At 58.8% G+C, this 23,268-nt stretch carries 22 protein-coding genes and 10 pseudogenes; 25 read left to right on the top strand and 7 right to left on the bottom strand.

Features of this window, described 5'->3' with window-relative positions; all coding sequences use genetic code 11:
• Positions 1-151 precede the first annotated feature (151 nt).
• The 8 genes from ASD03_RS19135 to ASD03_RS19100 are packed head-to-tail and all read left to right on the top strand — an operon-like array spanning position 152 to position 8,740.
• A complete protein-coding gene (locus tag ASD03_RS19135) occupies positions 152-472 on the top strand; it encodes a helix-turn-helix transcriptional regulator (protein WP_057215054.1) in 321 nt (106 codons plus the stop codon).
• Positions 469-2,490 carry a hydrogenase 4 subunit B gene (hyfB, locus tag ASD03_RS19130; protein ID WP_057215050.1) on the top strand — a complete coding sequence of 674 codons (2,022 nt, stop codon included), beginning with the start codon at positions 469-471 and terminating at the stop codon, positions 2,488-2,490. Before ASD03_RS19135 ends, hyfB begins: the two co-directional genes overlap by 4 nt.
• On the top strand, positions 2,481-3,437 hold the full coding sequence (locus ASD03_RS19125; RefSeq protein ID WP_057215046.1) for an NADH-quinone oxidoreductase subunit H: 957 nt from the start codon (positions 2,481-2,483) through the stop codon (positions 3,435-3,437). Before hyfB ends, ASD03_RS19125 begins: the two co-directional genes overlap by 10 nt.
• Positions 3,437-4,102 (top strand): hypothetical protein, encoded by a 666-nt coding sequence (locus tag ASD03_RS19120; RefSeq protein ID WP_057215043.1) that lies wholly within the window; start codon positions 3,437-3,439, stop codon positions 4,100-4,102. The genes ASD03_RS19125 and ASD03_RS19120 overlap by 1 nt, the downstream gene beginning before the upstream one ends.
• Complete coding sequence (locus ASD03_RS19115) at positions 4,099-5,562, top strand: hydrogenase 4 subunit F (protein WP_057215040.1); 1,464 nt, start codon at positions 4,099-4,101, stop codon at positions 5,560-5,562. The genes ASD03_RS19120 and ASD03_RS19115 overlap by 4 nt, the downstream gene beginning before the upstream one ends.
• A gap of 16 nt (positions 5,563-5,578) precedes the next feature.
• On the top strand, positions 5,579-7,093 hold the full coding sequence (locus ASD03_RS19110) for a hydrogenase expression protein HypE (RefSeq protein WP_057215037.1): 1,515 nt from the start codon (positions 5,579-5,581) through the stop codon (positions 7,091-7,093).
• Positions 7,094-7,105: 12 nt separating this feature from the next.
• Positions 7,106-7,639 carry an NADH-quinone oxidoreductase subunit B family protein gene (locus tag ASD03_RS19105; protein WP_057215034.1) on the top strand — a complete coding sequence of 178 codons (534 nt, stop codon included), beginning with the start codon at positions 7,106-7,108 and terminating at the stop codon, positions 7,637-7,639.
• A 12-nt stretch (positions 7,640-7,651) separates the two neighbouring features.
• On the top strand, positions 7,652-8,740 hold the full coding sequence (locus ASD03_RS19100) for a DUF4365 domain-containing protein (protein WP_057215031.1): 1,089 nt from the start codon (positions 7,652-7,654) through the stop codon (positions 8,738-8,740).
• A gap of 88 nt (positions 8,741-8,828) precedes the next feature.
• Here ASD03_RS19100 and ASD03_RS40590 read toward each other — a convergent pair.
• Positions 8,829-8,939: pseudogene (locus ASD03_RS40590) on the bottom strand (IS6 family transposase); the annotation flags it as partial.
• A 94-nt stretch (positions 8,940-9,033) separates the two neighbouring features.
• Between ASD03_RS40590 and ASD03_RS19095 the strand changes: the two are divergent.
• Positions 9,034-9,528, top strand: a complete 495-nt coding sequence (locus ASD03_RS19095) for a YbgC/FadM family acyl-CoA thioesterase (RefSeq protein ID WP_234908033.1) — start codon at positions 9,034-9,036, stop codon at positions 9,526-9,528.
• Positions 9,529-9,850: 322 nt separating this feature from the next.
• Here the strand turns inward: ASD03_RS19095 and ASD03_RS37870 are convergent.
• A pseudogene (locus tag ASD03_RS37870) lies at positions 9,851-10,087 on the bottom strand (alkylphosphonate utilization protein).
• On the opposite strand from ASD03_RS37870, the gene ASD03_RS39720 reads away from it, so the two are divergent.
• From ASD03_RS39720 to ASD03_RS19065, 8 genes and pseudogenes are all read left to right on the top strand, one after another.
• Complete coding sequence (locus ASD03_RS39720) at positions 9,981-10,376, top strand: hypothetical protein (RefSeq protein ID WP_162250512.1); 396 nt, start codon at positions 9,981-9,983, stop codon at positions 10,374-10,376. The pseudogene ASD03_RS37870 and the gene ASD03_RS39720 sit on opposite strands and share 107 nt — an antisense overlap.
• Positions 10,373-10,645: a helix-turn-helix domain-containing protein gene (locus ASD03_RS19085; RefSeq protein WP_057215025.1), complete on the top strand. Its 273-nt coding sequence runs from the start codon at positions 10,373-10,375 to the stop codon at positions 10,643-10,645. Before ASD03_RS39720 ends, ASD03_RS19085 begins: the two co-directional genes overlap by 4 nt.
• A 146-nt stretch (positions 10,646-10,791) precedes the next feature.
• A pseudogene (locus ASD03_RS19080) lies at positions 10,792-11,520 on the top strand (YoaK family protein); the annotation flags it as partial.
• A gap of 124 nt (positions 11,521-11,644) precedes the next feature.
• A pseudogene (locus ASD03_RS40585) lies at positions 11,645-11,734 on the top strand (IS6 family transposase); the annotation flags it as partial.
• 329 nt (positions 11,735-12,063) lie between these two features.
• Complete coding sequence (locus ASD03_RS19075) at positions 12,064-12,267, top strand: cold-shock protein (RefSeq protein WP_025430944.1); 204 nt, start codon at positions 12,064-12,066, stop codon at positions 12,265-12,267.
• 931 nt (positions 12,268-13,198) lie between these two features.
• A complete protein-coding gene (locus ASD03_RS19070; protein ID WP_057215322.1) occupies positions 13,199-13,786 on the top strand; it encodes a DUF6088 family protein in 588 nt (195 codons plus the stop codon).
• A pseudogene (locus ASD03_RS41305) lies at positions 13,776-14,036 on the top strand (nucleotidyl transferase AbiEii/AbiGii toxin family protein); the annotation flags it as partial. The gene ASD03_RS19070 and the pseudogene ASD03_RS41305, both read left to right, overlap by 11 nt.
• 50 nt (positions 14,037-14,086) lie before the next feature.
• Positions 14,087-14,692 carry a nucleotidyl transferase AbiEii/AbiGii toxin family protein gene (locus ASD03_RS19065; protein ID WP_348523273.1) on the top strand — a complete coding sequence of 202 codons (606 nt, stop codon included), beginning with the start codon at positions 14,087-14,089 and terminating at the stop codon, positions 14,690-14,692.
• Positions 14,693-14,839: 147 nt separating this feature from the next.
• On the opposite strand, the gene ASD03_RS19060 is transcribed toward ASD03_RS19065, so the two are convergent.
• Positions 14,840-15,715, bottom strand: coding sequence for a sigma-70 family RNA polymerase sigma factor (locus ASD03_RS19060; RefSeq protein ID WP_057215018.1), 876 nt, complete (start codon positions 15,713-15,715; stop codon positions 14,840-14,842).
• 133 nt (positions 15,716-15,848) lie between these two features.
• On the opposite strand from ASD03_RS19060, the gene ASD03_RS19055 reads away from it, so the two are divergent.
• Positions 15,849-16,244 (top strand): VOC family protein, encoded by a 396-nt coding sequence (locus tag ASD03_RS19055; RefSeq protein ID WP_057215014.1) that lies wholly within the window; start codon positions 15,849-15,851, stop codon positions 16,242-16,244.
• A gap of 380 nt (positions 16,245-16,624) precedes the next feature.
• Here the strand turns inward: ASD03_RS19055 and ASD03_RS19050 are convergent, their stop codons facing one another.
• Complete coding sequence (locus ASD03_RS19050; RefSeq protein WP_057215011.1) at positions 16,625-17,044, bottom strand: UPF0158 family protein; 420 nt, start codon at positions 17,042-17,044, stop codon at positions 16,625-16,627.
• On the opposite strand from ASD03_RS19050, the pseudogene ASD03_RS40580 reads away from it, so the two are divergent.
• From ASD03_RS40580 to ASD03_RS19040, 3 genes and pseudogenes are all read left to right on the top strand, one after another.
• Positions 16,934-17,269, top strand: a pseudogene (locus tag ASD03_RS40580) (transposase); the annotation flags it as partial. The gene ASD03_RS19050 and the pseudogene ASD03_RS40580 sit on opposite strands and share 111 nt — an antisense overlap.
• A 38-nt stretch (positions 17,270-17,307) precedes the next feature.
• A pseudogene (locus ASD03_RS40575) lies at positions 17,308-17,540 on the top strand (integrase); the annotation flags it as partial.
• Positions 17,541-17,755: 215 nt separating this feature from the next.
• On the top strand, positions 17,756-18,076 hold the full coding sequence (locus tag ASD03_RS19040) for a hypothetical protein (RefSeq protein WP_057215319.1): 321 nt from the start codon (positions 17,756-17,758) through the stop codon (positions 18,074-18,076).
• A gap of 2 nt (positions 18,077-18,078) precedes the next feature.
• Here the strand turns inward: ASD03_RS19040 and ASD03_RS19035 are convergent, their stop codons facing one another.
• Positions 18,079-18,555 (bottom strand): transposase, encoded by a 477-nt coding sequence (locus ASD03_RS19035; RefSeq protein ID WP_156407989.1) that lies wholly within the window; start codon positions 18,553-18,555, stop codon positions 18,079-18,081.
• A 23-nt stretch (positions 18,556-18,578) separates the two neighbouring features.
• On the opposite strand from ASD03_RS19035, the gene ASD03_RS39715 reads away from it, so the two are divergent.
• The 3 genes and pseudogenes from ASD03_RS39715 (at position 18,579) to ASD03_RS41295 (ending at position 19,482) form a co-directional block, all read left to right on the top strand.
• Entirely contained in the window at positions 18,579-18,749 is a 171-nt protein-coding gene (locus tag ASD03_RS39715; RefSeq protein WP_162250515.1) for a hypothetical protein, read from the top strand.
• Between the two features lie 447 nt (positions 18,750-19,196).
• Positions 19,197-19,244, top strand: a pseudogene (locus ASD03_RS41300) (DUF4172 domain-containing protein); the annotation flags it as partial.
• Between the two features lie 19 nt (positions 19,245-19,263).
• Complete coding sequence (locus ASD03_RS41295) at positions 19,264-19,482, top strand: hypothetical protein (protein ID WP_337797744.1); 219 nt, start codon at positions 19,264-19,266, stop codon at positions 19,480-19,482.
• Between the two features lie 261 nt (positions 19,483-19,743).
• Here the strand turns inward: ASD03_RS41295 and ASD03_RS19020 are convergent, their stop codons facing one another.
• Entirely contained in the window at positions 19,744-20,913 is a 1,170-nt protein-coding gene (locus tag ASD03_RS19020; protein WP_057215316.1) for an NnrS family protein, read from the bottom strand.
• Positions 20,914-21,302: 389 nt separating this feature from the next.
• Positions 21,303-22,397 (bottom strand): annotated as a pseudogene (locus tag ASD03_RS19015) (cytochrome P450); the annotation flags it as partial.
• A 367-nt stretch (positions 22,398-22,764) separates the two neighbouring features.
• Between ASD03_RS19015 and ASD03_RS19010 the strand changes: the two are divergent.
• Positions 22,765-23,247 (top strand): annotated as a pseudogene (locus ASD03_RS19010) (transposase); the annotation flags it as partial.
• Positions 23,248-23,268 lie beyond the last annotated feature (21 nt).

Genomic DNA, 23,268 nt, shown 5'->3' with positions numbered 1-23,268 from the left:
TGGGCGGGACAATTGAGCTTACATTCATTGCTTTTGCGGTGCGCCGGGCGCGCGTGATCTTCGTGACCTCGCAATATTAATTTGAAACATCAATAAGGAGGCCGTAAGCTTCAAACATCAGAGCCTGAGTAACATAAGCGATGGTTGAATCGTGATTACTGCCGCTCAGTTACGGGCCGCCAGGGCCCTTCTCGGCATCGACCAGCGCCATCTGGCCGACTTGGCCGGGGTTTCGGTGCCGACCATCCAGCGCATGGAAGCAAGCGCGCATGTCGTTCGCGGCAATGTAGATACGCTGATGCGGCTGCTTGCAGCCTTGGATGCCGCTGGCATAGAGGTGATCAACGAGGGAGCGGTCAGCGAAGGTAGCGGACGCGGGGTGCGGCTGAAAGCAAACGCCAACGTCAAGCCCTTGCCGCGGAAACCCTCCAAACTACCGGGAACAGTGCGTGGACCGAGGGCGCGCTCATGACGCCGGCGGTCGTCATGCTGCTATGTGCGACGGCTTTTTTGGGAACGGCGATCCTGGCGATCCTGGCTGCGCGGTCCGACCGGGCGACACAGGTGATCTACGGCGCAAGCCTTGTTGTTTCGTGTATCGCCTTTACGACCGCGCTCATCCAACTTGCTGCGGCTGTCTCTCCCACCTCGGCATCGACGCTCACTCTCCCCCTCGGGTTGCCTTGGTTGGGAGCCCATTTCCGGCTCGACGCGCTTGCCGCCTTCTTCCTTGTGGTCGTCGATCTCGGGGGCGCCCTCGCCAGTCTCTATGGCCTCGGCTACGGCCGTCGCGAACATGCGCCGCAACGGGTGCTGCCGTTTTTCCCAGCCTTTCTCGCTGGCATGAACCTCGTGGTTCTGGCGGACGATGCCTTTACCTTCCTGCTTTCGTGGGAATTCATGTCGCTGGCTTCGTGGGCATTGGTGATGGCGCACCATCGGGCCGCCGGCAACCGGAACGCAGGTTACCTCTATATCGTCATGGCGAGCTTCGGCACGCTGGCCCTGCTCCTCGCATTCGGCCTGCTTGCCGGTCCCGAAGGCAGTTACGATTTCGCCGTTATGCGCGCTACCGAGCACACGTCGTCTACAGCCGGTATCGTGCTCGTTCTCCTGTTGCTCGGCGCCGGCTCCAAGGCAGGGCTCGTGCCATTGCATGTCTGGTTGCCGCTGGCACATCCGGCCGCGCCGAGCCACGTTTCGGCACTCATGAGCGGTGTCATGACCAAGGTCGCCGTCTACGGCTTCATCCGGGTTGTCTTCGACCTGCTCGGCACACCGACGGCCTGGTCAAGCGCTGTCGTGCTAATCTTCGGCGGCGCGACCGCGGTCCTGGGCATCCTGCACGCGCTGATGGAGAAAGATCTCAAGCGCCTACTTGCCTACAGCACCATCGAGAATATCGGCGTTATCTTCGTCAGCCTCGGGCTTGCACTCGCCTTTGCCGCGAATGGCATGGGATTGGCGGCGGCATTGGCGCTCACCGCTGCCCTGTTCCACGTTCTCAACCACTCGTTCTTCAAGAGCCTGCTCTTCTTCGGCGCCGGCGCCGTGCTGGTGGCGACCGGCGAACGGGACATGGAGAAACTGGGCGGTCTCATCCATCGCATGCCGTTCACCAGTTTTGCGTTTCTTGTCGGCTGTATGGCAATCTCGGCTCTGCCGCCGCTCAACGGTTTTGTTTCGGAATGGCTGGCCTTCCAGGCCATCCTTCAAAGCCCCGATCTGCCGCAATGGGGGCTCAAGATCATCATACCGGCTATCGGTGGCTTGCTGGCATTGTCGGCAGCGCTCGCAGCTGCCTGTTTCGTCAAGGCATTCGGCGTGACCTTCCTTGGGCGCCCACGTACGCTCGTCGCCGGGCAAGCACGGGAGGTCGACCGCCTCTCGCTTGCCGCCATGTTGGTGCTGGCTGCATTGTGCCTTCTCGCTGGCATTCTGCCTGCGATCGTCATGGACCGTCTCGCAACGGTGACGCTCTCTCTGGTCGGTGCCCGAATGCCGGTGCAGATGGGGGTCCCATGGCTTTCGATCGTACCAATCACTGAGACCCGCAGTTCCTATAATGGCCTGCTCGTTTTCCTGTTCACCGCATTCTCGGCGTCGCTTACGGCCTATCTCGTCCACCGCTTCGCCTCGCGGGCTCTGCGGCGGGCCCCCGCCTGGGACTGCGGCTTTCCCGAGGCCGACCCTGCAACGCAATATACCGCCGGCAGCTTCGCCCAGCCCATCAGGCGGGTTTTCGGGACGCTCGCGTTCCAAGCCCGCGAACGGGTCGACATGCCGGCGCCAGGCGATCTGCGGCCGGCGCGTCTTGCCGTCGTATCACGTGATCTGATCTGGGACGGGCTTTACGTACCGATCGCCGGCGCCGTCGGATTTATCGCAGAAAAGCTCAATCACCTGCAATTTCTCACCATCAGGCGCTATCTAAGCCTGGTCTTCCTGGCGCTCGTCGTCCTGCTCCTGGTGCTGGCGCTATGGTCGTGATCTCCGCCCTCCTCGTCCAGGCAGTCCAGATGGTAACGGTCGTGTTGCTGGCACCGCTGCTGACCGGTTTCATCCGCAAGGTCAAGGCGCGATTGCTGCGCAGGCAGGGGCCGCCCGTTATCCAGCCCTACCGCGACATCTTGCGGCTTCTGCGCAAGGAAGTGGTACTGGCAGAGAATGCGTCCTGGCTGTTCCGGGTGACCCCTTATGTGATTTTCGCCGTCACCTGGGTTGCGGCGGCGATCATCCCCACGTTCGCTACGGGACTTATGTTCAGCTGGACCGCAGACCTGATCGCCATCATTGCCCTGCTTGGCAGCGGGCGCTTCTTTCTGGCACTTGCCGGCATGGATGTCGGCACCAGCTTCGGCGGCCTCGGATCGAGCCGCGAGGTGATGATCGCGACACTTGCCGAGCCTGCAATGCTGCTCATCATCTTTACGCTTGCCCTTGTCGCGGGCTCGACCCAGCTTTCCACCATCGCCGCCTTCATGACCTCTCCGCAGGTGGGGTTGCGCGTTTCGCTCGGGATCGCCCTGATCGCTCTGATCATGGTGGCGATTGCCGAGAATGCCCGCATCCCGGTCGACAACCCGGCGACACACCTCGAACTCACCATGGTGCATGAGGCCATGGTACTTGAATATTCCGGGCGCCATCTCGCGATGATCGAACTGGCCGCCTCTCTCAAGCTGCTGCTCTACATCTCCCTGATCGCCTGCATGTTCGTCCCCTGGAAACTTGCGGTCCTGGAGGCCGGTCCCGCCGTCTACCTGGTCGGCCTGCTCGCCTACCTCGCCAAGCTTGCGGTCGGCGGCACGCTGCTTGCCCTGTTCGAAACCGCCACCGCCAAGATGAGGATCTTCCGGGTGCCAGAGTTCCTCGGTGCGGCACTGATGCTTGGCCTGCTCGCCACCCTCCTGCTGTTCGTCTCGAGGAGCCTGTGATGAGCGGCCTTGTTTTCGATATTGCGCATATGCTTGCCGGTGGCCTGGTCCTGGTCAGCATGATGATGCTGTATCAGGATCGCCTTTATGCGCTGCTCAACGTCTTTGCGCTGCATTCGCTGGTGCTGACGCTGTCGGTGGCCTGGCAGGCTTTCGTCCAGGATGCTCCGCATCTCTATGTGACGGCAGCGATTGCGCTCGTCTTCAAGGCCGTCATCATTCCTGTGGCGCTCCACCGCATGATCCGGCAACTCGGCATCCACCGTGAGATCGAGACCGTCGTCGGTATCGGCCCGACGATGCTGGCCGGTATCGGACTTGTCGCACTGGCGATGGTGGTCATGCTGCGCGTCACGCCTGAAGCCAATCCATTGGCGCGCGAAGATCTTGCCTTCGCGCTGTCGGTTCTGCTTCTCGGGCTCCTGGTGATGGTCACGCGCCGCAACGCCGTCAGCCAGGTCGTCGGGTTCATGTCGCTCGAGAACGGGCTCGTGCTCGCCGCGACCGGCGCAAAGGGCATGCCACTGGTCGTCGAGATCAGCGTCGCCTTCTCGATCTTGATCGCCTTCATTGTGATCGGCGTTTTCCTGTTTCGCATCCGCGAGAGGTTTGACACCGTCGATGTTCGTGCGCTCGATGATTTCAAGGGGAGAAGGCGGAAATGAACGCTCTCTTCCCCCTCTTGGCTTTCGATGCAGTCACCGCCGTTCTCCTGATACCGGTCGCCGCCGCTGCCCTGCTGGCGCTCCTGCCCGGCTATCGGCTGACGGCTCGGCTGAACGTCGTCGCGAGCCTGCTGACCCTGCTTGCCGCACTTTCGCTGCTCGTGACCGCAAGGCCGATACCGGGACTGTATCTCCTCGTCGACGATCTCAACATCGTCTTCATCGTCCTCAACGCCTTCGTCGGTTTCACCACCAGCATCTTCAGCGCCAGCTACATCGCACATGAACTGGAAACCGGCCGGCTGACGCCCGCAAACCTTCGCTTCTACCACGCCATGTATCAGATCATGATGTTCGGCATGAATCTCGCATTCGTGTCGAACAATATCGGCCTGATGTGGGTCGCCGTCGAGCTTGCGACGCTGACCACCGTGCTGATGGTCGGCATCTACCGCACGCATGAAGCGCTCGAAGCCGCGTGGAAATATTTCATTCTGGGAAGCGTCGGCATCGCGTTTGCGCTGTTCGGCACCATCCTCGTCTATATGGCCGCACAGCCTGTCGTCGGCGAAGGCTATGATGCGATGGTCTGGACCCTCCTGATTACGCACGCTGCCGCCTTCGACCCGGCTCTCCTCAATGTCGCCTTCGTGTTTCTGCTGCTCGGCTATGGCACCAAGGTCGGGCTTGCGCCCTTGCATGCCTGGCTGCCCGACGCGCACGCCGAGGGGCCGACACCGATCTCGGCGGTGCTCTCGGGCCTCCTGCTGAATGTCGCGCTCTATGCCGTCCTGCGCTTCAAGATCCTGCTTGCCGCCAGTCCCGAGGCGATCGCCCCTGGGCCGTTGATGATGACGATGGGGCTCATATCACTCGTCTTCGCCGCGTTCATGCTCTACCGCCGCCGTGACATCAAACGCCTGTTCGCCTATTCCTCCATCGAGCACATGGGCATCATCGTCTTTGCCTTCGGCATGGGCGGGCCGATCGCCAATTTTGCCGGACTGCTGCACATGGTCATGCACTCGCTCACCAAATCGGCGATCTTCTTTGCCGTCGGCCACATTGCGCAGATCAAGGGAACGCAAAGGCTTTCCAGCATCCGCGGCCTCACCGAAACGCATCCGGGGCTCGGTTGGGGCCTGGTGATCGGCGTCGTTGCCATTGCCGGCCTGCCGCCGCTGGGGATTTTCATGAGCGAGTTCCTGGTCGTGAGCTCCACCTTCGCCCGGCAGCCCTTACTTGCCATTCCGCTCGTCTTCGGCCTTCTGATCGCCTTTGGCGCGTTGTTGCTGCGGCTCACCGGGGTTGCCTTCGGACAGCCGCGCGGCAGCACGGCACCAGCCGAGGCTTCCTACATACCGATGTACTCCCACCTGGCGCTCGTACTGGGCGCAGGCATTTACCTGCCGCCGCCGCTGGTCGCCTGGTTCCAGCATATAGCCACCCTTCTTCGATGATAGGGAGAGCCGTTCGATGCAAGCCCTGGCCGATCTCATTCTGGAAGGCCGTCCGGTTCAACACCATCGCCCCTGGCCGCGGACGATTGTCGATCCAATGGTCTGGACATCGGCAACTGTGTCCCTTGCGGAGGGCCACTGGACCCTGCTTGGGCTTTGGGGCGAGGCCGATGCGGTTCACATGGCCCTGCTCGAAGAACCAACGGGCATGATCGGCGTCATCACTTTGGAAGGACTGGAAGGCGGATATCCCTCTGTCGCGCAATACCATCCACCGGCCCTCCGTCCAGAGCGCGCCATCCACGATTTGGTCGGGCTGGTCCCGCAGGATTTGCCCGATCCGCGCCCATGGCCCGATCACGGCCGCTGGGGCCTGCGGTTTCCCCTGGGCGACCGCCTGCCCCCTCCACCCGAAACCGCTCCCTACGCGTTCCTGCGTGCAGAAGGTGACAGCCTGCACCAGATTCCTGTCGGCCCGGTACATGCCGGCATCATCGAGCCCGGGCATTTCCGCTTCACGGCCAACGGCGAGACGATCGTCCGTCTCGAAGAGCGGCTCGGATATGTCCACAAGGGGATCGAGGCGCTCATGGCTGGAGCAAGCCTGGACCGCGCGGTGCAACTTGCCGGACGAACGTCCGGCGACAGCACGGTCGCCTATGCTTACGCCTTTTCGCGGGCGATCGAGGCCGCCCTACAGCTCGAGGTGCCACCGCGCGCCATATGGCTGCGCGCGCTGATGGCGGAGTTCGAACGGCTCGCCAACCATGTCGGCGATATCGGCGCCATCTGCAACGACGCCGCCTTTCCACTCATGCATACGCATTGCGGCGTGCTGCGCGAGCGCGTGCTGCGTGCTGCCGACACCGCGTTTGGCCATCGCCTGATGCGCGACCGCATCAAGCCCGGCGGCGTCACTGCCGATCTGGATCATGAGGGAGCGGCTGCTCTGCAGGCTGTGGCCACCGAGATCGGGCGGACGTTCCCGGCATTGGTCGAACTCTACGACAATACCGCCTCGCTTCAGGACCGGACCGTCGGCACCGGTGTGCTCAGGTCGGAACTTGCGCACCAGTACGGTGCTGGCGGCTATGTCGGACGGGCCTCCGGGCGCGGTTTCGACGCCCGGCGCGCTCTTGGCTACCCGCCCTATAACAGCCTCCACTTTGAGATCCCGGTCCTGAACGAAGGCGATGTCAATGCCCGGATCTGGATCCGCATCCGCGAGGTTGAACAGTGCCTGTCGCTGATCGCGCAGATCCTGGATCAACTGCCGGCTGGTCCGGTATGCATCGATATTCCGGACATTGGTGAGAAACGGGAAGGCATGGCGCTCGTTGAAAGTTTTCGTGGCGATGTGCTGGTCTGGCTGCGCCTCGCCGAAAACGGCAGAATCGACCGATGCCATCTGCGCGATCCGTCCTGGTTCCAATGGCCGCTTCTGGAAGCCGCGATCGAGGACAATATCGTCGCCGATTTTCCTCTCTGCAACAAATCGTTCAACTGCTCCTATTCCGGTCACGATCTCTAAAGGCAGGCCAACATGCGCAAGCTCCTCTTCGAAAGCCTGATCCGTATGCCCCTGACCGAACGCGCTCCGTCCCGTTCGGATGCCGCGGTGGAGGAACTTGCCTCGGCTGTCGACAACGCTGCCCGCCGGCATCTCGGCCGCAGCCTGTCGATCCGCGCCGTCGATGCCGGTTCCTGTAACGGCTGCGAACTGGAGATGCACGCACTCAGCAATGCTTTCTACGATATTGAGCGCTTCGGGATCCGCTTTGTTGCCTCGCCGCGGCATGCCGACGTGCTCATGGTTACCGGGCCGGTGACGAAGAACATGCGAGAGGCTTTGGAACGGACATATAACGCCACGCCCGGTCCAAAATGGGTTGTCGCGCTCGGCGGCTGCGCGCGCGACGGCGGCTGTTTTGCGGGTAGCTACGCTGTCGTGGGCGGGGTTTCGGCCGTCATACCGGTCGATCTCCATATTCCAGGCTGCCCGCCATCACCGGCAGACATCCTCAATGGTTTGCTCGCACTGCTCGAGCATGTGACTTTGGGAACCCGCGCTTCGTGAAGGCAATCTTCAATGGTTGGACGTTTCCAGGCTAGACTTATCGCAATAAGCGCTCGGTTCGTCGCCGTTGCAAAGACAGCCCTTGCGGCTGTTCGACACCGGATCAATCCACCACCTGCATCACGTCGGTCGCGCAAGAACAGGCCTCATATCTCTGAGGAAGATTTTACTGCGTGCCAAGGTATAGACGCGGTCGAAAAAGTTTTCCGTGGTGATCCAAGGTGGTTTTTCCGCAAACGATACGAGCCGGATATCGGCGTCGATGCGCAAGCGGAAATCCTAAACGCCGGCAACCCGACAGGAAGGTTTATAGCGCTGCAAATCAGGTTGGGGCAGTCTTGGTTCAAGACGAGTGACGGCGACTATATCTATCACGGGGAAAACAAGCACTTGGAATACTGGACCAAACATTCGTTGCCGGTTTGCGTGGTCATCGTCACCCGCGAAACTGGTCTTGTGCTGTGGTGGCGGGTTGAAGAACAGCTTTGTCAGGCAACCGGAACGGGATGGTCGATTATCATTCCAGCGACGAACGTGCTGGATGCCTCTGCCAGGCTTTCTTTCGATGAGGCCATATCCTCGGATCCAGAGTCATTGATACGCTCTGCTTTTGCACTCGACCGTGCCCTTATGGAGGAGATGCAGGATCAGACGACGTTTTTTGTGTGGGACGAATGGCTGAACCAGAACCTGTCGTTCCGCAATCTTCGCATTTACATCGGCGAGGACGAAGAGCAGGAGCTGGTTGCAACAATCGACTACCATCTGCGCGCGCCTAGTCTCCATGAGATCATGACCAAGCTTTTCCCTTGGGCGACCTACTCATATGCTGAACCAATTTCGGAATATTCCGGGGTAGTCGCAGTGCATATCTTGGATGTCGAGCTCAGACCTGCAGCTCACGCGTACCTAGAGGTCGAGAGTTTCTTTGAGGCCGGCTATCCGGAGAATGACGAACCATTCCCTCCGGAACCCGAGGACTTCGTAACGGAGAAAGAGGAACAAGAATTCTGGCGCAGCCGGCGAGGGTCTCGCGATCCGCATGATAGGGAAGGGTTAATTCGTTTCACGAAGTGGGATCACACAGATATCGCGGAATAGAACGCAGCCGTGTTGTCAGCTTGCTTGATGTATCTCGGCGTGAAAGCGTTACGAGCGAATTTCAAGCGGAACTTGTGGTCACGGCTTTTCATTGCGGCACGGCGCGTTGGCGGTGAACATGGATGGCAAATGCTGAGCGTATGGAATGGGACGGAACGAAGAGATTTCTGAAGGCGGAGACGATCGACACAAAATGTTGCCGTGCCGGTGCAGCATCGACCGCTTGGCCATCGATGATAAGCATTGGCATGACATGTTCTGTTGGTACCCATATGCCGCGATGAGGGATTTTGATGCCGTCGGTAACTAACGAAATGGAGGAGCTAGACGGTTTGGCGACCGGTGAAACTGCTACGCTCGCCGGAGCACTAACCGCGACAGGTCATTTGCTTGAAGCACGCGTCTATTATGCAGACACGGATTTGTCTGGCTCTGTTTATCACGCACGTTATCTGGAGTTCCTTGAGCGCGGGCGGATCGAGTATCTGCGGCTAGTGGGCGCACACCGCGCTAACCTTACCGAACGAAAACAAGGTGATGGCGTCGTTTGGATCATCCGGCGACTGGAAATTGAGTACCGGCAGCCGGCACGATTGGACGATACGCTGACCATAGAAACAAAGACCGCCGATATTTCTGGGGCCAGGGTGTTTGTGGTACAGACGATCACGCGAAGCGGCAAAATTCTGGTCAATGCGCAGATTGAATGCGCACTCGTTGATCAATACGGCCGCCCTCAGCGCTTCCCAAAAGAATGGAAGCGGCTTTTCCGCCCGCAAAATATGTAGTGCCTACCTTGCTTCACCGACAATCTGGGCATCATGCAAATCTCAAGGATTTCCATTCGAAATCGCAGTAAAATACAGCGAATGGAATGGAGGGCTAGACGATGAGATCCTCTCATATAAATACGAGAACCCAGTACTGGCGAAATGTTAGCGCAGACGCACTGCTGACGCTATGCGTCGCCGTGCCCGTTGCAATGCTGGTCTTCGTCATGTTGGGAATGTAGAGGGAGACTGAAGCGATGGTCGCCACGGCACATGGACGAGACCTCTCGGCATGAGAGGGAGTCCGTTTGTGCTCATTGCGCTGGCGCGCGGCGTCAGTTCAGGCTTTCTTCAGGAATTCTGTCCGCAGCACCAGATTCTTCACCTTCTCTGCCCGGCACTCGATCTCCTCCTCATTGCCGGTGAGGGTGATGTTCTAGATCAACGTTCCCCGCTTAAGGGTGATGGAGGTGCTCTTCACCTTCAGGTCCTTGATGCGCGTGACCGAGTCACCGTCACTGAGCGGCGTGCCGTTGCTGTCTTTAACGTTCGTGACTTGTTTCCTGCTTCTGTGCATCCAGCCTACTATAGAGTTCGGCAAACTCCTCAGCGTCCTGCTGATTCATACCGATGACGGTGCGGCTGCCCATTTCGGCGGGCCGCTCAGTGCGAGCGTCGACGACGGTCCATGTCCCGTCCAGTTCCCTAAAGGCTTTGTAGCGTTGGGTCATACGGGCAACAGTAATCGCCGACGTCATTCATGCCAAGTGTCGATCAACATTTTATTGTTTTATTTTGATGCTTTTTACATCAATAATAATGCTATTAATCCCATTCCTCATATGCAAACACGGACGCCTCGTTGATCACCGCCGCCCAACTTCGTGCCGCCCGCGCACTCCTCGATATCGACCAGAAAACCATGGCCGAGATGGCTGGGGTCTCCCTGCCAACGATCCAACGAATGGAAGCTAGTCAAGGCAACGTGCGAGGCATCGTCGATAGCCTGATGAAAGTCATCGAAGCGCTCAACCGCGCCGGCATCGAACTGCTTGGCGAACATACGCATAGCAACGGCTGCGGACGGGGCGTCCGGTTCCGGCATGCAGAGGCGCCCTTGGGCAGGCTGAACTAGATCAAACGGTCCACCAGCACTCGGCGTTCACATCCATCATTGTCCTGTTTCTCTTTCTCTAGGTTTCGGAATCTAATGATGAGGCTATCCTCGCACCTCTTCTTCTCTTCTTTGCGTGTGTTGGCGTTGAACGGCAGCGTTCGCTCATGATTGTCTATCTGCGCCGGCTGACCGGAAAAGAGCGAGACGAAGAGGCCAATCGGCACCTCGCACTTTTTCTGACTTTTATTGCAGGAGCGGCCAATGCCGGCGGCTTTCTTGCGGTCCAGCAGTACACGTCCCACATGTCCGGCATCGTGTCATCCATGGCCGACAATATAGCCCTCGGCGATGTCGTGCTGGTGCTTTCCGGATTTGGCGCTGTGCTGTCATTCGTCGCCGGCGCTGCTTGTTCTGCGGTTCTGGTCAATTGGGGCCGGCGTCAGCATCTGCAGAGCGAGTACGCGTTTCCACTCGGTTTGGAAGCTGTCCTGCTGATTTGCTTTGGTCTGCTCGGTGGTCACCTTGCGCGTCATGCAGGGTTGTTTGTGCCGATGACCGTCATGCTGTTGTGCTTCATCATGGGCTTGCAGAACGCCATCATAACCAAACTGTCGGAAGCCAGAATTCGGACGACGCATGTCACCGGGATGGTCACAGACATCGGTATCGAGCTTGGCAAACTGTTCTACTGGAACGCATCACGGGAAAACTCGGAGAAGCCGTTCGTGCGAGCGGATCGTCAGAAGCTGAAGCTGCTGGCGGTCCTCGTCACATTATTCTTCACCGGTGGCATCATCGGGGCGGTGGGTTTCAAGCACTTCGGCTTTGCTACGACACTGTTTCTGGCGGCCATTCTCCTAGTGCTGGCGGCCGTGCCCATCGTCGACGACATGTCAGCTCACCTTAGGCGACTCTGGCGATCGCTCTGATGAAGGCATCGTAAAGTTAACGGAACTTGCAACTCGTTGTGCGATGACGGGTTATGACGATCCGTCACCCCTCTATCACCGCCATCGCTTTCCCTGGCGTGCCGTGGATCAAGACGGCCTTGTTCTAGAAGTTCTCGAGCAAAGCCGCCGAAATGCCAAAGCCGCCAAGCGCCTGATGCCGGCCTCCCCATGGGTCGCCATCCTGGCAACGACGGACCATTCCTCCCCTCACTTGCCCGGCCAACAGGCCGTGCACGGGGGGCTCGTGAAGAACGGCTCCCTTCGCCCCAATCCTGATCTTCCCACTTAGCCAAAGAAAATCAGGAAAGAGTGTGGAAACTGCCGTATGGCGCGCCCGTCGGAACGGCGTGATTGCGGCAAGGAGGGGGCGTCGCCCCGCCTATGCGCAGTCGCAGCGAGGCTCACGTCCACCGGTGTAGCAACCTTGCCGAGCTCAGCAATGATCGCTAAAGCGTTGGCCAGCGCTAAGCAGTCAAGGAGGACACTATGGCAACTGGCACGGTAAAATTCTTCGCCCAAGACAAAGGTTTTGGTTTCATCACTCCGGACAATGGCGGTCCTGATGTGTTCGTTCATATCTCGGCCGTCGGCTTCGGTGGCTCGCTCCAAGATGGCCAGAAGGTCAGCTACGAGTTAGGGCAGGACCGCAAGACCGGAAAGTCCAAAGCCGAGAACGTCAGCGTTCTCTAAGTTGGATTACTCGGCCCGTTCCTGTTAGGCGGGCCGAGAACGATCCGTGGAGAAACGATTTAAGACCACCTCTGTGAAAAGGAAGTCCAGCATTTCAGGGTGCGTGTCTTCCTCCCCGTCCCCATTATCTTCGTCGTCAGCTCGGTCATCGTCAAAGTCGTGGGAACCAGTATTTACCTTCTTTGACCAAGCGTACTTCGCGGCAAGCAGGTCGTCTCGCCCTACCCGTCAAAGTCCTTCCTCAAGCAATATTGCCGAATTTATTCGCGAAAACCTGCCCAAACAGATCGCGTGATGTGACCAGCTTGGCCACGTCACACCGAAACAGCGCCGCCCTCTGTGAAATTTCTTCCAAGCTATATCCCGCCATCGCAGCGGCGGGTGCGTGTGATTGCGCGGTCTGCCGGCAGCCGGTACAGGCCGATGCCGGACTTTATATCGTGCGCCCGAAGGACCTGCCCCGCTATCTTGAAACATGCCGTCCGGTGCAGCTGCGCTGGCACTCCGGCGTTAAGGCCGCATCGAGCGACCCGCAGACGCTTACATTCGGACGGTCCAAAGACCCTGGGTTCGATCGGGTGATCATCTACCCCACGCGCGAAATGGTCGCGTGGCTCAGGGAGCTAATATATCAAAGAAGCTCGAACCGCAAACGCGCGCCAGGCATGTGGTGGCCGTGGTTCATAATCTTCCCGAGGGGCAGCAAGTGCCGGGATTCACGGTTTTTCCGTAACCAGGTTTCTGTGGTATGCCGGTTTGTGATTCCCAAAAGATCCAGACAGAGTATTTTTGTTAGCAGGTGTGCAGATTCTCATAAAACGTAATGTATACAGCCGGATGAACATCCATTTACTATTGGTTTTTGCATGACATTTGGAAAAAATTGCATTCACCTTCATATTTCGGTATGGTGAGAGCAGGAGCTATGGACATGACGAAGTTACAGGAACTCAAGAGACATCTGCGATCCGGCAAGGTTTACCGGCGGGAGGACCTCGCTCAATGGTCGTCATCGGTCGATCGGCACTTGCAGCAGCTCCTTGCTGAAGGATATCTGACCAAGCTATCGACCGGCATGTATCACCGGCCGAAAGAGACGGCGTTCGGGAAGGCCCCGGCCGAAGATAATGCCCTCGTCGAGGCTTTCCTAAAGGACGACCGTTATCTCGTCACTTCGCCCAATGCCTATAACAGCCTGGGAGTCGGAGCGACGCAGCTCTATAACAAGACCGTCGTCTACAACCATAAGCGCCACGGCAACTTCACGCTCGGCGGGCGAGAGTTCGAATTCCGCAAGAAACCGGCGTTCCCCAAAACCCTGACCAAAGAGTTTTTGCTGGTCGACCTGGTCAATAATCTCGACCATCTGGCCGAGGACCGTGAACAGGTGCTGGCCCGCGTGAAGGAGCGTGCGCTAGAGGGAAACCGCAGCGCCCTCAACCGTGCCGCCAAGGCGTACGGCATGGTGCGCACACGGAAGTTCTTCAACGGACTCGCAGCCGATACGCATGCCGGCTGATTTCCTGCATAACCACAAGGATTTCGCATCCCTGCTGCGCATCGTCGCCGTGGAGATGAAGGTGCAGCTCGTGCTGGTCGAGAAAGACTACTGGATCATGTACTGCCTGTATGGCCTGCAGCAGCTAGGCATGGCGTTCGAGCTGAAAGGAGGCACATCCCTCTCCAAAGGATACCGGATCATCAACCGCTTCTCGGAGGATATCGATATCCGCATCGAACCTCCGGAAGCGATGAATGTCAAAATCGGCCCCAATCACGATAAGCCCGCCCACCGGGAAAGCCGCAGGGCATTCTATGACTGGCTGGCTACGACGATAACGATCAACGGCATTCAAAGCATCGAGCGCGATCTGGAATTCGACAACGAAGCTATCGCAGCGGAGGCATCCGCCTCTATTATCCCGAGACGACCGGCACGAAATCGGTACTCAAAGACGGCGTGCTGCTCGAGGCCGGATTCGATACGGTTGCCCCCAACATCGACAAGGACATCAGTTCCTGGGCTTACGATTTCGCGTCATCGCTGGCCGTACCCTGCTATGAACTCGGCTACACCTTGGTGGAGAAGCTCCAGACCATTTCCACCAAATATCGCAAACAGCAGGAAACCGGACAGTTCCCCGTCAATTTCCTGCGGCACTATTACGACGTCTACTGCCTGCTGGACCAACCGGACGTGCAAGCCTTCATCGGCGCGGACGACTACCTAGCCCATAAGACCCGGCGTTTTCCGAAACTCGACAATCCGGATATCTCCAACAATCCCGCGTTCAGCCTTCCCGACCCCGGGATATTCGCGCTCTACGAAAGCGCTTATGAACGGACCGCGCCGCTTTATTATCACGGCAGGCCCAACCTGAAAGAGATCCTCACGCGCATCCGTTCATACGCAGATCGCCTCTAGCGATCCAGATGCCATCCGTGTCAGCGACACGTCTTCGGTATGCGGGTGTATGATACCGAAATCCAGTTCATCCGGTAGCTCTTCACAGGGCCCTTCGATAATGCGCGATCTCCCCCGGACGAGGGCGGCGGGACGCTAGCAGCCGCTTCAATCCGGCAGCAGTGCCAGGTCGAGCCGTGCGAGGCTCTCCGGATCCGCGATCGCCCAAATCGCATTGATTCTTTCATTCTTGCACGAGAGACGGAGCACGATGCGCTGGCGTTCGTTGGGAGCTATGACGAGACCAAAGCCTCTATTCACAAGCACCGGCAATGCGCTGCGCGCGCGACCTTTGAAAGCCTCTGCCACCGCCATTGCGCCGCGGATCTCAGGAACTGAACCCTGACGGATAGCTTCGTTGTCAGCCCGGAAAGCGACGTCCGGATCGAGCACTGAAACAAGTGCATCGAAGTCGCCGTTTTGCGCGGCGGCGAGAAAGGCTTCGACGACACTCCGCTGCCTGGCGCGATTGGCGTTGGACGCAATGGGCGAACCTTGCACGCGGCGGCGGGCACGGCTTGCGAGCTGGCGTGTTGCCTCCGTGGAACGGCCGACAATGGGAGCGATCTCACCGTACGGTACGGCAAATACATCGTGCAGCACGAACGCCAGCCGCTCAGCGGGAGCAAGTTTTTCGAGTACCACAAACAGAGCTAGGCCAACCGAATCCGCTGCGGATATTTGATCCTCCGGACTTTTGCCAGCTTCGCGTGTGGCGATAGGATCGGATTCGATTTTGTCGAGCGGTTCCTCACGCCGCGCCTTGCGTGATCGCAGAATATCGAGGCAGATTCGGGCTGTGACGGTGGTTAGCCAACCGCCCAGGTTCGAGATGTCCCCTGCCTCCGTCTGGGACAGGCGCAGCCACGTTTCCTGCACCGCGTCCTCCGCCTCGTTCAACGAACCGAGCATGCGGCAGGCCACTGCGCGCAGGTGGGGGCGATTGGTCTCGAACTGTTCCAGTGAGATCTTTTTTGCTTCCATCGGTCACATTTCCTTCGTTGGCTCCGTCATGGGCATGACGAACGAAACCTGGCGGATGTGACAGCGATCGGTTCCGGCGGTGGCGTCGTCTCATTCAAACGCCGGTGCTCGCACCGAGCAGAGAGGTATAACAATGTTCAGCAAAATCATGTTCGCCGCCTTGTTCGTGTCAGATCAAAAAGAGGCGCTCGACTTCTACACGAGTAACTTCGGCTTCGAGAAGGTGGCCGATAATCCCGGGCCCGAGGGCCGATTCCTGGTGATGAGCTACAAGGGTCAGGGATGGCCGATCCTGCTTTGGCCCGGCACAGGAGGCCGCGCGGCTTCCGAGGAGGACAAAATGGGCACGATCTTTCTTCAAACGGACGACCTTCGGAAGGACTTCGCCGAGCTCAAGGCGCGCGGCATCAAGTTCGTCGAGCCTGAGCCCGAGGACTACGCCTATGGCGTGCGGGCGACTGCCCTGGATCCCGACGGCAATCGGATTGCTCTGCGGCAGCAAGGAAGCCCACGGCAGCTCGGGAAATAGCGAGCCGGAAGACGGCGCGGCATCGGCAAGGACACTCTTGCCGGCCGCGCCTGCGACCATGCGATAGAGCTTGGCAAGCCGCGCCGAAAGGCTCAATTGCATCCAGTCGCGAGAGCCCGCCGATGCCTCATGGCCGGCAAGGGTATCGACATCTTCGACAGGCAGGCGGTCCGTGTGCTCGCGGAAGCAGGCATCTGGGGATCCATTCGCCATCACGGTTGTGGCTTTTGCTTCCGGATTTCAAACGGGGAATTGTCATATCTCCATTGGCTTTGAGCGGCATCGGTCGACCGAATTGTTGCTAAGAATTTCAACCGTCCACGGTTCCTTGCGAGCCAGTCATCAGACGATCCTGAAACCAGTCACTTGATGCCTCAACGTCAGCCGCTGACCTCGATGTGGTTGTCCTCGCACCAGGTCCTCAACGCGTCTTCCGTGGCTTTTTGCTCGAAGGCGTACCACCGATCGATGGCGTGCCTGTGCTCCAACAGGTCCTTGAAGCGGACATAGGCACCCGCCCGGCTAAACATCCCGCAAACCTTATCGTAATCGTCGGGCAGGTGGTGGCGCGCGAACTTCAGCACCAGCGGCTTGCCGAGATCGAGTTCCCTCTTCTCCGGAATTGGGACGTATTTCTCGCCGTCCTCGACGTCGTGAGGCAGTTCTTCGACATCGTCCGCCCAGCCCGAATGCCAGTAGATCTTGCCGGTCTCCTTGCACAGATAAGCCGTGTTTTCGCCGCTTCCGACGGAACTCACGAATTCCAACGCATCCAGAAGCTCGCTGAAGTCCACCGCCATTCCCGTCCTGCGCTCATGAGCCTATCGTCGCCGTATACAACTCGGCCTCAAATCGGGCGCAAATATGGGAGTCACCTGCAACTTACAAAGGAGACTGCTGCTTCGTCCATCGACGACATGCTCAAGCGCTGGAGCGACTTCGCTCGTTTCGCCGAGGACGGCCGGATCTGCTGGACGAACACCGCGGCCGAACGCGCCCTGAGGGGCCAGGCTCTGGGCAGGCGCATGGCGCCGCTCCGACCGCGGCGTCGAACGGGAAAGACGCGGTACCAGACTGCCTCAGCGACAGGCACGTCGCCCGCGTCGTCAACACGGCCGCGCTTGCCGCCGGTGTTCGTGCGCACCTCGGAGGGAGCGCGCTCAAACACTCAGGTCATTCGCCGCGCGCCGGGCCTGCCTCCTCGGGCTCGGCCGTGCCAGCAGGGAAATGACCCGCAAATATCAGCGCCGCCGCGACCGCTTCCGGATCAATCTCACCAAGGCATCCGGGCTTTGAAGGGCCTCTCCGCTGCCCCGCGCTGAAAGCGCAAGGTCACAATCGATGGGCGAAATTTCAGCTTATCGCTTCAATTGAAATCGGGCAGTAAAGTACGTGGGGCAGAAAGGGTGGCGGCGCCGAAACTCAGTTGGTTGATGATGTTGTGGGTAGCCGATGATCCGCATTGCATTGGTCCAATTTCGGAGTGACGATTGCACCGGATGGAGGCCACGATGCACGGGATCAACCTTGACGCCTTGAGTGAAGCAGAGCTGATCGAATTGCACGATGCGGTCGTCGATCGGCTCCACTTTCTGTATCAGCAGAAGACGGCGCATGCCTTGCTTGAACTGGCGATCGGCGCGCGCGTGATGTTCGAAGACAATAACGGCCAGACGCAGGCCGGAATCGTTATCCGTCGCAACCGCAAAACGGTGACTGTGCACGGCGACAACGCCCGGCAATGGAATGTCTCACCGCAGTTGCTGCGAAAGGAAAAGCGGCCTGACGAGGGGCAGAGGGGCAAGCTGGTGCCGTTTTCGAGAAAGGCCTGACTTTAACTCGCCATCATGACGAGTTGCGACGAAGGTGGAATTAGCCGTCCTGCGCTTCCCAACCCGAGACGATCCCCCAGGAAATGAAAGAAGGAGATGCCGAGCTTTTGGCAGGTCTTCATCAGCCCGAGCATGACGTCGCGGGCAATGCGACCGTCGACGCTTATGGTGCCGCCGGAGATCTTGCGCCTAGTGACGAAGGAACGAATATCGTTTTCCGACGCGTTGGTGTGCAGGGGAATATACAGGTGCTCGAGAACTTTGAGCAGTTCGACCTTTCGTCTGTGGAGGCGCAAGAGCAACTTGTCGAGCTCGGTATAACCGGTACGTCGCGCGATGATTTTGTCGAACCTGCGCCGAAACCCGGTGATCAACTGCGGTGAAGGCTGTTGTTTCCAGACCTTCAGCGCCTTGTAAAAGCGCCAGACAAGGTCACGTATCGTCGTGACCAGCCGTTCTTGTTTCGGTGTCGTGGGCATCAGTTTCAGCAGCAGCGTTCCGCATGGATCCAGCACAAGGCGTGGTTGGCGACACGGAACTGACCCGCATCGTCCGAAACGATCACCGTGCCGCCGAGCAGGCCGTGATGGCGGATGGCGCCCCAGATCGCCGCCTCCGCAACAGGACGCAGAAGCTGTCGGTCGAGGATATCGATGCCCTTGCTGCCAAATGATCGAGGAACGCAACCTGATCGGTGAATACTGCTGGGGGATTGGTCTTGAGCCTGGCCATAAGCGCGTGCTCGACGCCCTGCGCCTTCAGCCACTTCATCGCTTCGTCATTGAGAACATAGTCCTGATGACCCGCCCGCAAGGCGGACAGGAAATTGAGCCGCGATTTGGAGAAGCTTGCGAAAGGTGGAAAAACGCTCGCCGCCAATCTGGGTGTCGGCCGCACCCGCTCATTCCCAGAAATGTCGCCATTCGTTCCCGAAGCGGCCGGCTCTACCTGCGGCCGGACCGTCCCTTCAACACCCCTCCTCCCCTGCCACCCAAGGCAGAGAGATTGAATCGGCCTTTGGGCTCCGTTCGGCTCCCCTTGGCCGGATGAGCTATAGCCGCGATTGCTATCGCTCATTATTTTGGGCAAAAATGAGTTATAGAAAGGAATTCTATAGCTCATGAAATGGAACTGGACACAGCAAGGCTGGCCCGAATTCAGATTTGACGCTTCCCGGCTTGAGCCGCTTGAACGGCAATTCCAGGCTGATCTACTTCGCGCAGACCATCCTGGAAGCGCAACAGACGACATTGCGTCGGGTCGCCTTTTACCTCGACAAGGCGCAATTCTATGATCGGTTCCGCGGGCAGTTCAACGAGCGGCAGGAAAAGGCGGTCGCCCGCGGCCAGGATACTCGACAGGACCTTATCAGCCAGCTGGAACGTGATGTTCGCGAACATCCGTAGCCGTGAACTATCCGTAGCTCCGGACATCAATACCGTTGCGAAGGACTTCCGCAACGCTACATTCATCAACGGGGCCGTAGTCAGGCCCCGTTGATTAAGGCATTTGCGTGCGTTTACACGCGTTTGCTTGTGAGGAGCGATTTGTAAGGTATGCGCTCGTCGACAGCACAGAGTTGCCGGCATGTTGTGTTCCTTAGGCCTTGTTAATTGGCCGAACTCACCGCGCACCGGTCTGCCGTGTTCTGCAAATAAGGTCGAACGTCACTTTCCCCTTTTGCCGTAAGCCTGATTGCGGCTGGCCGCACTAAAGACCGGTCTGGGCACAGGACGGCTCATCGCCTGAACAAAGGCCATCATGACGAGAGCCCACGCGGCCATCCAGCAGATCGCCGCGGCAACAACGGGTTCGAAATACGCGTCACTCATGCCGTCGCCGAAAACACGCAGCAAAGCGGAGACCGATAGTAGCGAGAACGCGCAGGCCTTGGGCCTGCCGAGGATCAGCCTCTCGCCGTCACGAACCGAGGCCGACCGCATCATGAAGGCGGCGATCATCGTTCCCATAGCTCCCATCGTCATTGCATGCAGGGCGGCGATCGGTGGGAACTGGGCGGGGAAGATAATAGCAAGGCCGTTCAGGATGAGCGCCGCCGGCATCCAGGCGAAGGCGATATGCAGGATAAACAGTGCCGGATACCGCGCGGCCTTGAGGCTTTGCCAACTCGCCATTTGCAACAACAACACAGCGCCTGAAAGCATCAGCAGGTAGCCGGATATGTTCTGGCTGGCGCCTCGAAGACAGATGGCGGCCAGAATACCCAGGATCGCCAGATACGAAAATGCCGGCCGATCGCGAAAGGGGGTCTGTGTCCCGGTCCGGACGAGCCAATGCCGCGTGAAGGCAGGCACGGCGCGTCCACCAATTACGATGATCAACAGGCTATAAATCCCGCACGGCGAACCCATCGAGTTCAAGCCATCAAACGTGGAGAGCACGGCGCGAATTCCAAGTACGGCCGCTCCGAATGGTGCCCACAGGCGATGCCACGCCCCGGCCTTTAACAACGCAACCGCCAGGACAGCCGCCAAGAACACGAAATATGCAGATGCCCCGATGACAGACGCAAGATGCGACAAATGCGTAGAAAATGCTGCCGTGAGCCGGGCAGTACACCAAAGGGAAGAAGCAATTATTGTGACGGCGGGTGGGACGGGACCTCTCTTCGTCCACGCGGGCAAGACCGTAAGGAGATAGCCCCCTACCGCAGCACCGGCCATGCCGAACAAAAGCTCGCTACTATGCCAACTGACTCTCTCCAACGCGATTTCTTGCGGGAGGATCCAGACAAGGGGTACGACGAGCGCCCAAAGTCCGGCGAGAAAAAACAGCGGTCGGTAGGGTGCCTGCCAAATAGACTTCGAATTGACCACCGCTGATATCAAATGCCCCTCTCGGATTGAGCCCCAAAGCGCGCAAGCCGTTCTGCGTTCTCAAAATGCATATGCATCACCCGATCGTCAGTTGAGTTGCACCGTCCTGTATCGAACGCGGTGCAAACGCCATCGTGGTGAGAAAATTCCGCGACACCCGGCAATTTTGCCGAGATGGGAGCTGCCGTCTTGCCGAGCCATTGTTCCGGTCTTGGTCTGTTCCCAAACCTGCACTACCGACAACGATGGTGTTCGCTCGTGAGGGGGGCAGACTGCAGCCCAACGGAAGCATCATTGATTTGCAGGTTAAATGATGCGTACCCGCCTGCAGGGTAGACCGCACGGATAGCCTCGGTACCGAGAGGAAGGACAAAGTTCCCGATGCCGCTAAGCAGTTCGTCCAAGACGACCCTCAGTTGCATCCTTGCCAATGCTGCGCCGGGGCAGATATGGATCCCCGCACCATAGAGCAGATTTTGCGACTGATCCCGATCGGGACGGAACTGGTCCGCATCCTTAAACACTGCACCGTCACGGTTTGCTGATGCCCAGATCACTGTCATCCTTTCCCCTGCCTTGATCGTCCGCTCACCGATTGCCACAGATCGAGAAGCAACGCGCCGATTGGAAATCAATGGTCCATGGAGACGAAGTATTTCGTCCACTGCTTGCGGAAGGAAAGCCCTGTCACGGCGTAGCCGTGATTGGACTTCGGGATGTTCCGCAAGGAAATGGACAATGATACCGACGCAGGCGGAGATGGTACCCAGTTCGCCCACGGTCCAGTTGCGCAAGATACTAACGATCTCCGCATGTCGGAGCAGCCGTCCATCAACGGTCTGCCGCACCAGGCTGGTGGTGATATCGTCCGGTGCAGCAGCGCCGGCCCGCTGGCGTATTTCCAGCTGTGATCGGATATAGCCATCGAATTCGAGCGCTATGGACGCAAGGGCGTTCGTATCGCGGGCCAGCGTCGCCTCGCGGTTCTTCCGGACCCACTGCCGCAATGGTTCATGCAATGATCGGGGCCAGCCCAAGAAGCCACACTGGATTCGTATGGCATATGGTTCAGCAAATCCCATCATGAATTCGCTGGACGGGTCTTTCTTGAGTGAGGCGACCAGATCGCGAGCAATTCGGCGGCATGCCGGCTCGAAGGCCTCAATCCGTTCCACCGCGAAGTAGGGCTCGATCATCTGCCGGTGGTGTGTATGTTCAGGCGGATCCATTCCGTTGGGAACTGACGGGTGGCGTGAAACAACGTTGCTGTAGGTTTCGTGATCGTTCAGTACCTGCACGACATCCGTATGGCGGAAAAGCGACCATCCGAGGTAGTCGCTATAGGCCACCGGGCACGCCTCGCGCATCCGGTCGTAGGCCTGGATCTGATTGGCTAGAACCTCGCGACTGCGAGGATCCCAATCGGAGACTGTCTCCATAGAAGACTTGTGCTGGTTGGAAGCCTCTCCCGCTGCCGATTCCATTCATGCGCCCTTTCCGCCAATATGTGCCCATATGTGCATCAGCGGCAGGCGCGTTCTTTGTCGTCACTCAAACAGTCTGCGCACGCTCCCGTATTTTTTAGCCCAATTTTTGCTCGATATGGCGAGTTCCCCCATTACGGCTCCGACCACCCGGGCTGGAGAAGACCGGAGCGTAGCAAGCTTCGTTGGCATGAATTGGAGATTGGAGATCGTGTCCCGGGACGTGGTGTAGGTGGCGGGAGGTAGCAAAGCCGAACGCCCGCGCGCTTTTCATAGCGCTGTAGCGGGTGATCGGGTTTGCGGGCGGCCATCAGTGTTTTCCGATAGGGTCGGGTTGTTCAAGACCAACCTGACGGAAAGACCACCGATGACCAATGACATGATGAACGTGCGTTCACTTGTTGAGAAGAGCGCGGATGCAGATTTATTGCGCGAGATGATCGGCTTTGCCGCCGAACGGCTGATGGAGCTGGAGGTCGGCTCAGCCACGGGTGCTGACTTCGGCGAGAAGAATCCGATGCGCCTTGCTCAACGCAACGGCTACCGTGATCGGGATTGGGAGACGCGGGCCGGAACGGTCGAGCTTCGCATTCCCAAGCTGCGCAAGGGCAGCTATTTTCCGAGCTTTCTTGAGCCGCGCCGTATGGCAGAGAAGGCTCTGACGGCCGTTATCCAAGAAGCGTATATCCAGGGAATCTCGACCCGTTCTGTCGACGATCTGGTCAAGGCCATGGGTATGAGCGGCATCTCCAAAAGCCAGGTGAGCCGGCTATGTGAGGAGATCGACGTCAAGGTGAAGGCGTTCCTCGACAGGCCGATTGAAGGCGAGTGGCCGTACGTCTGGGTCGATGGTGCGCCGTGCGGCGCGGGA

The sequence above is a fragment of the Ensifer sp. Root127 genome (assembly GCF_001425225.1).
Taxonomy (GTDB): Bacteria; Pseudomonadota; Alphaproteobacteria; order Rhizobiales; family Rhizobiaceae; genus Ensifer; species Ensifer canadensis.
The sequence above is the reverse complement of the archived record's forward strand: the minus strand, read 5'-3'. Positions and strand labels throughout refer to the sequence as shown.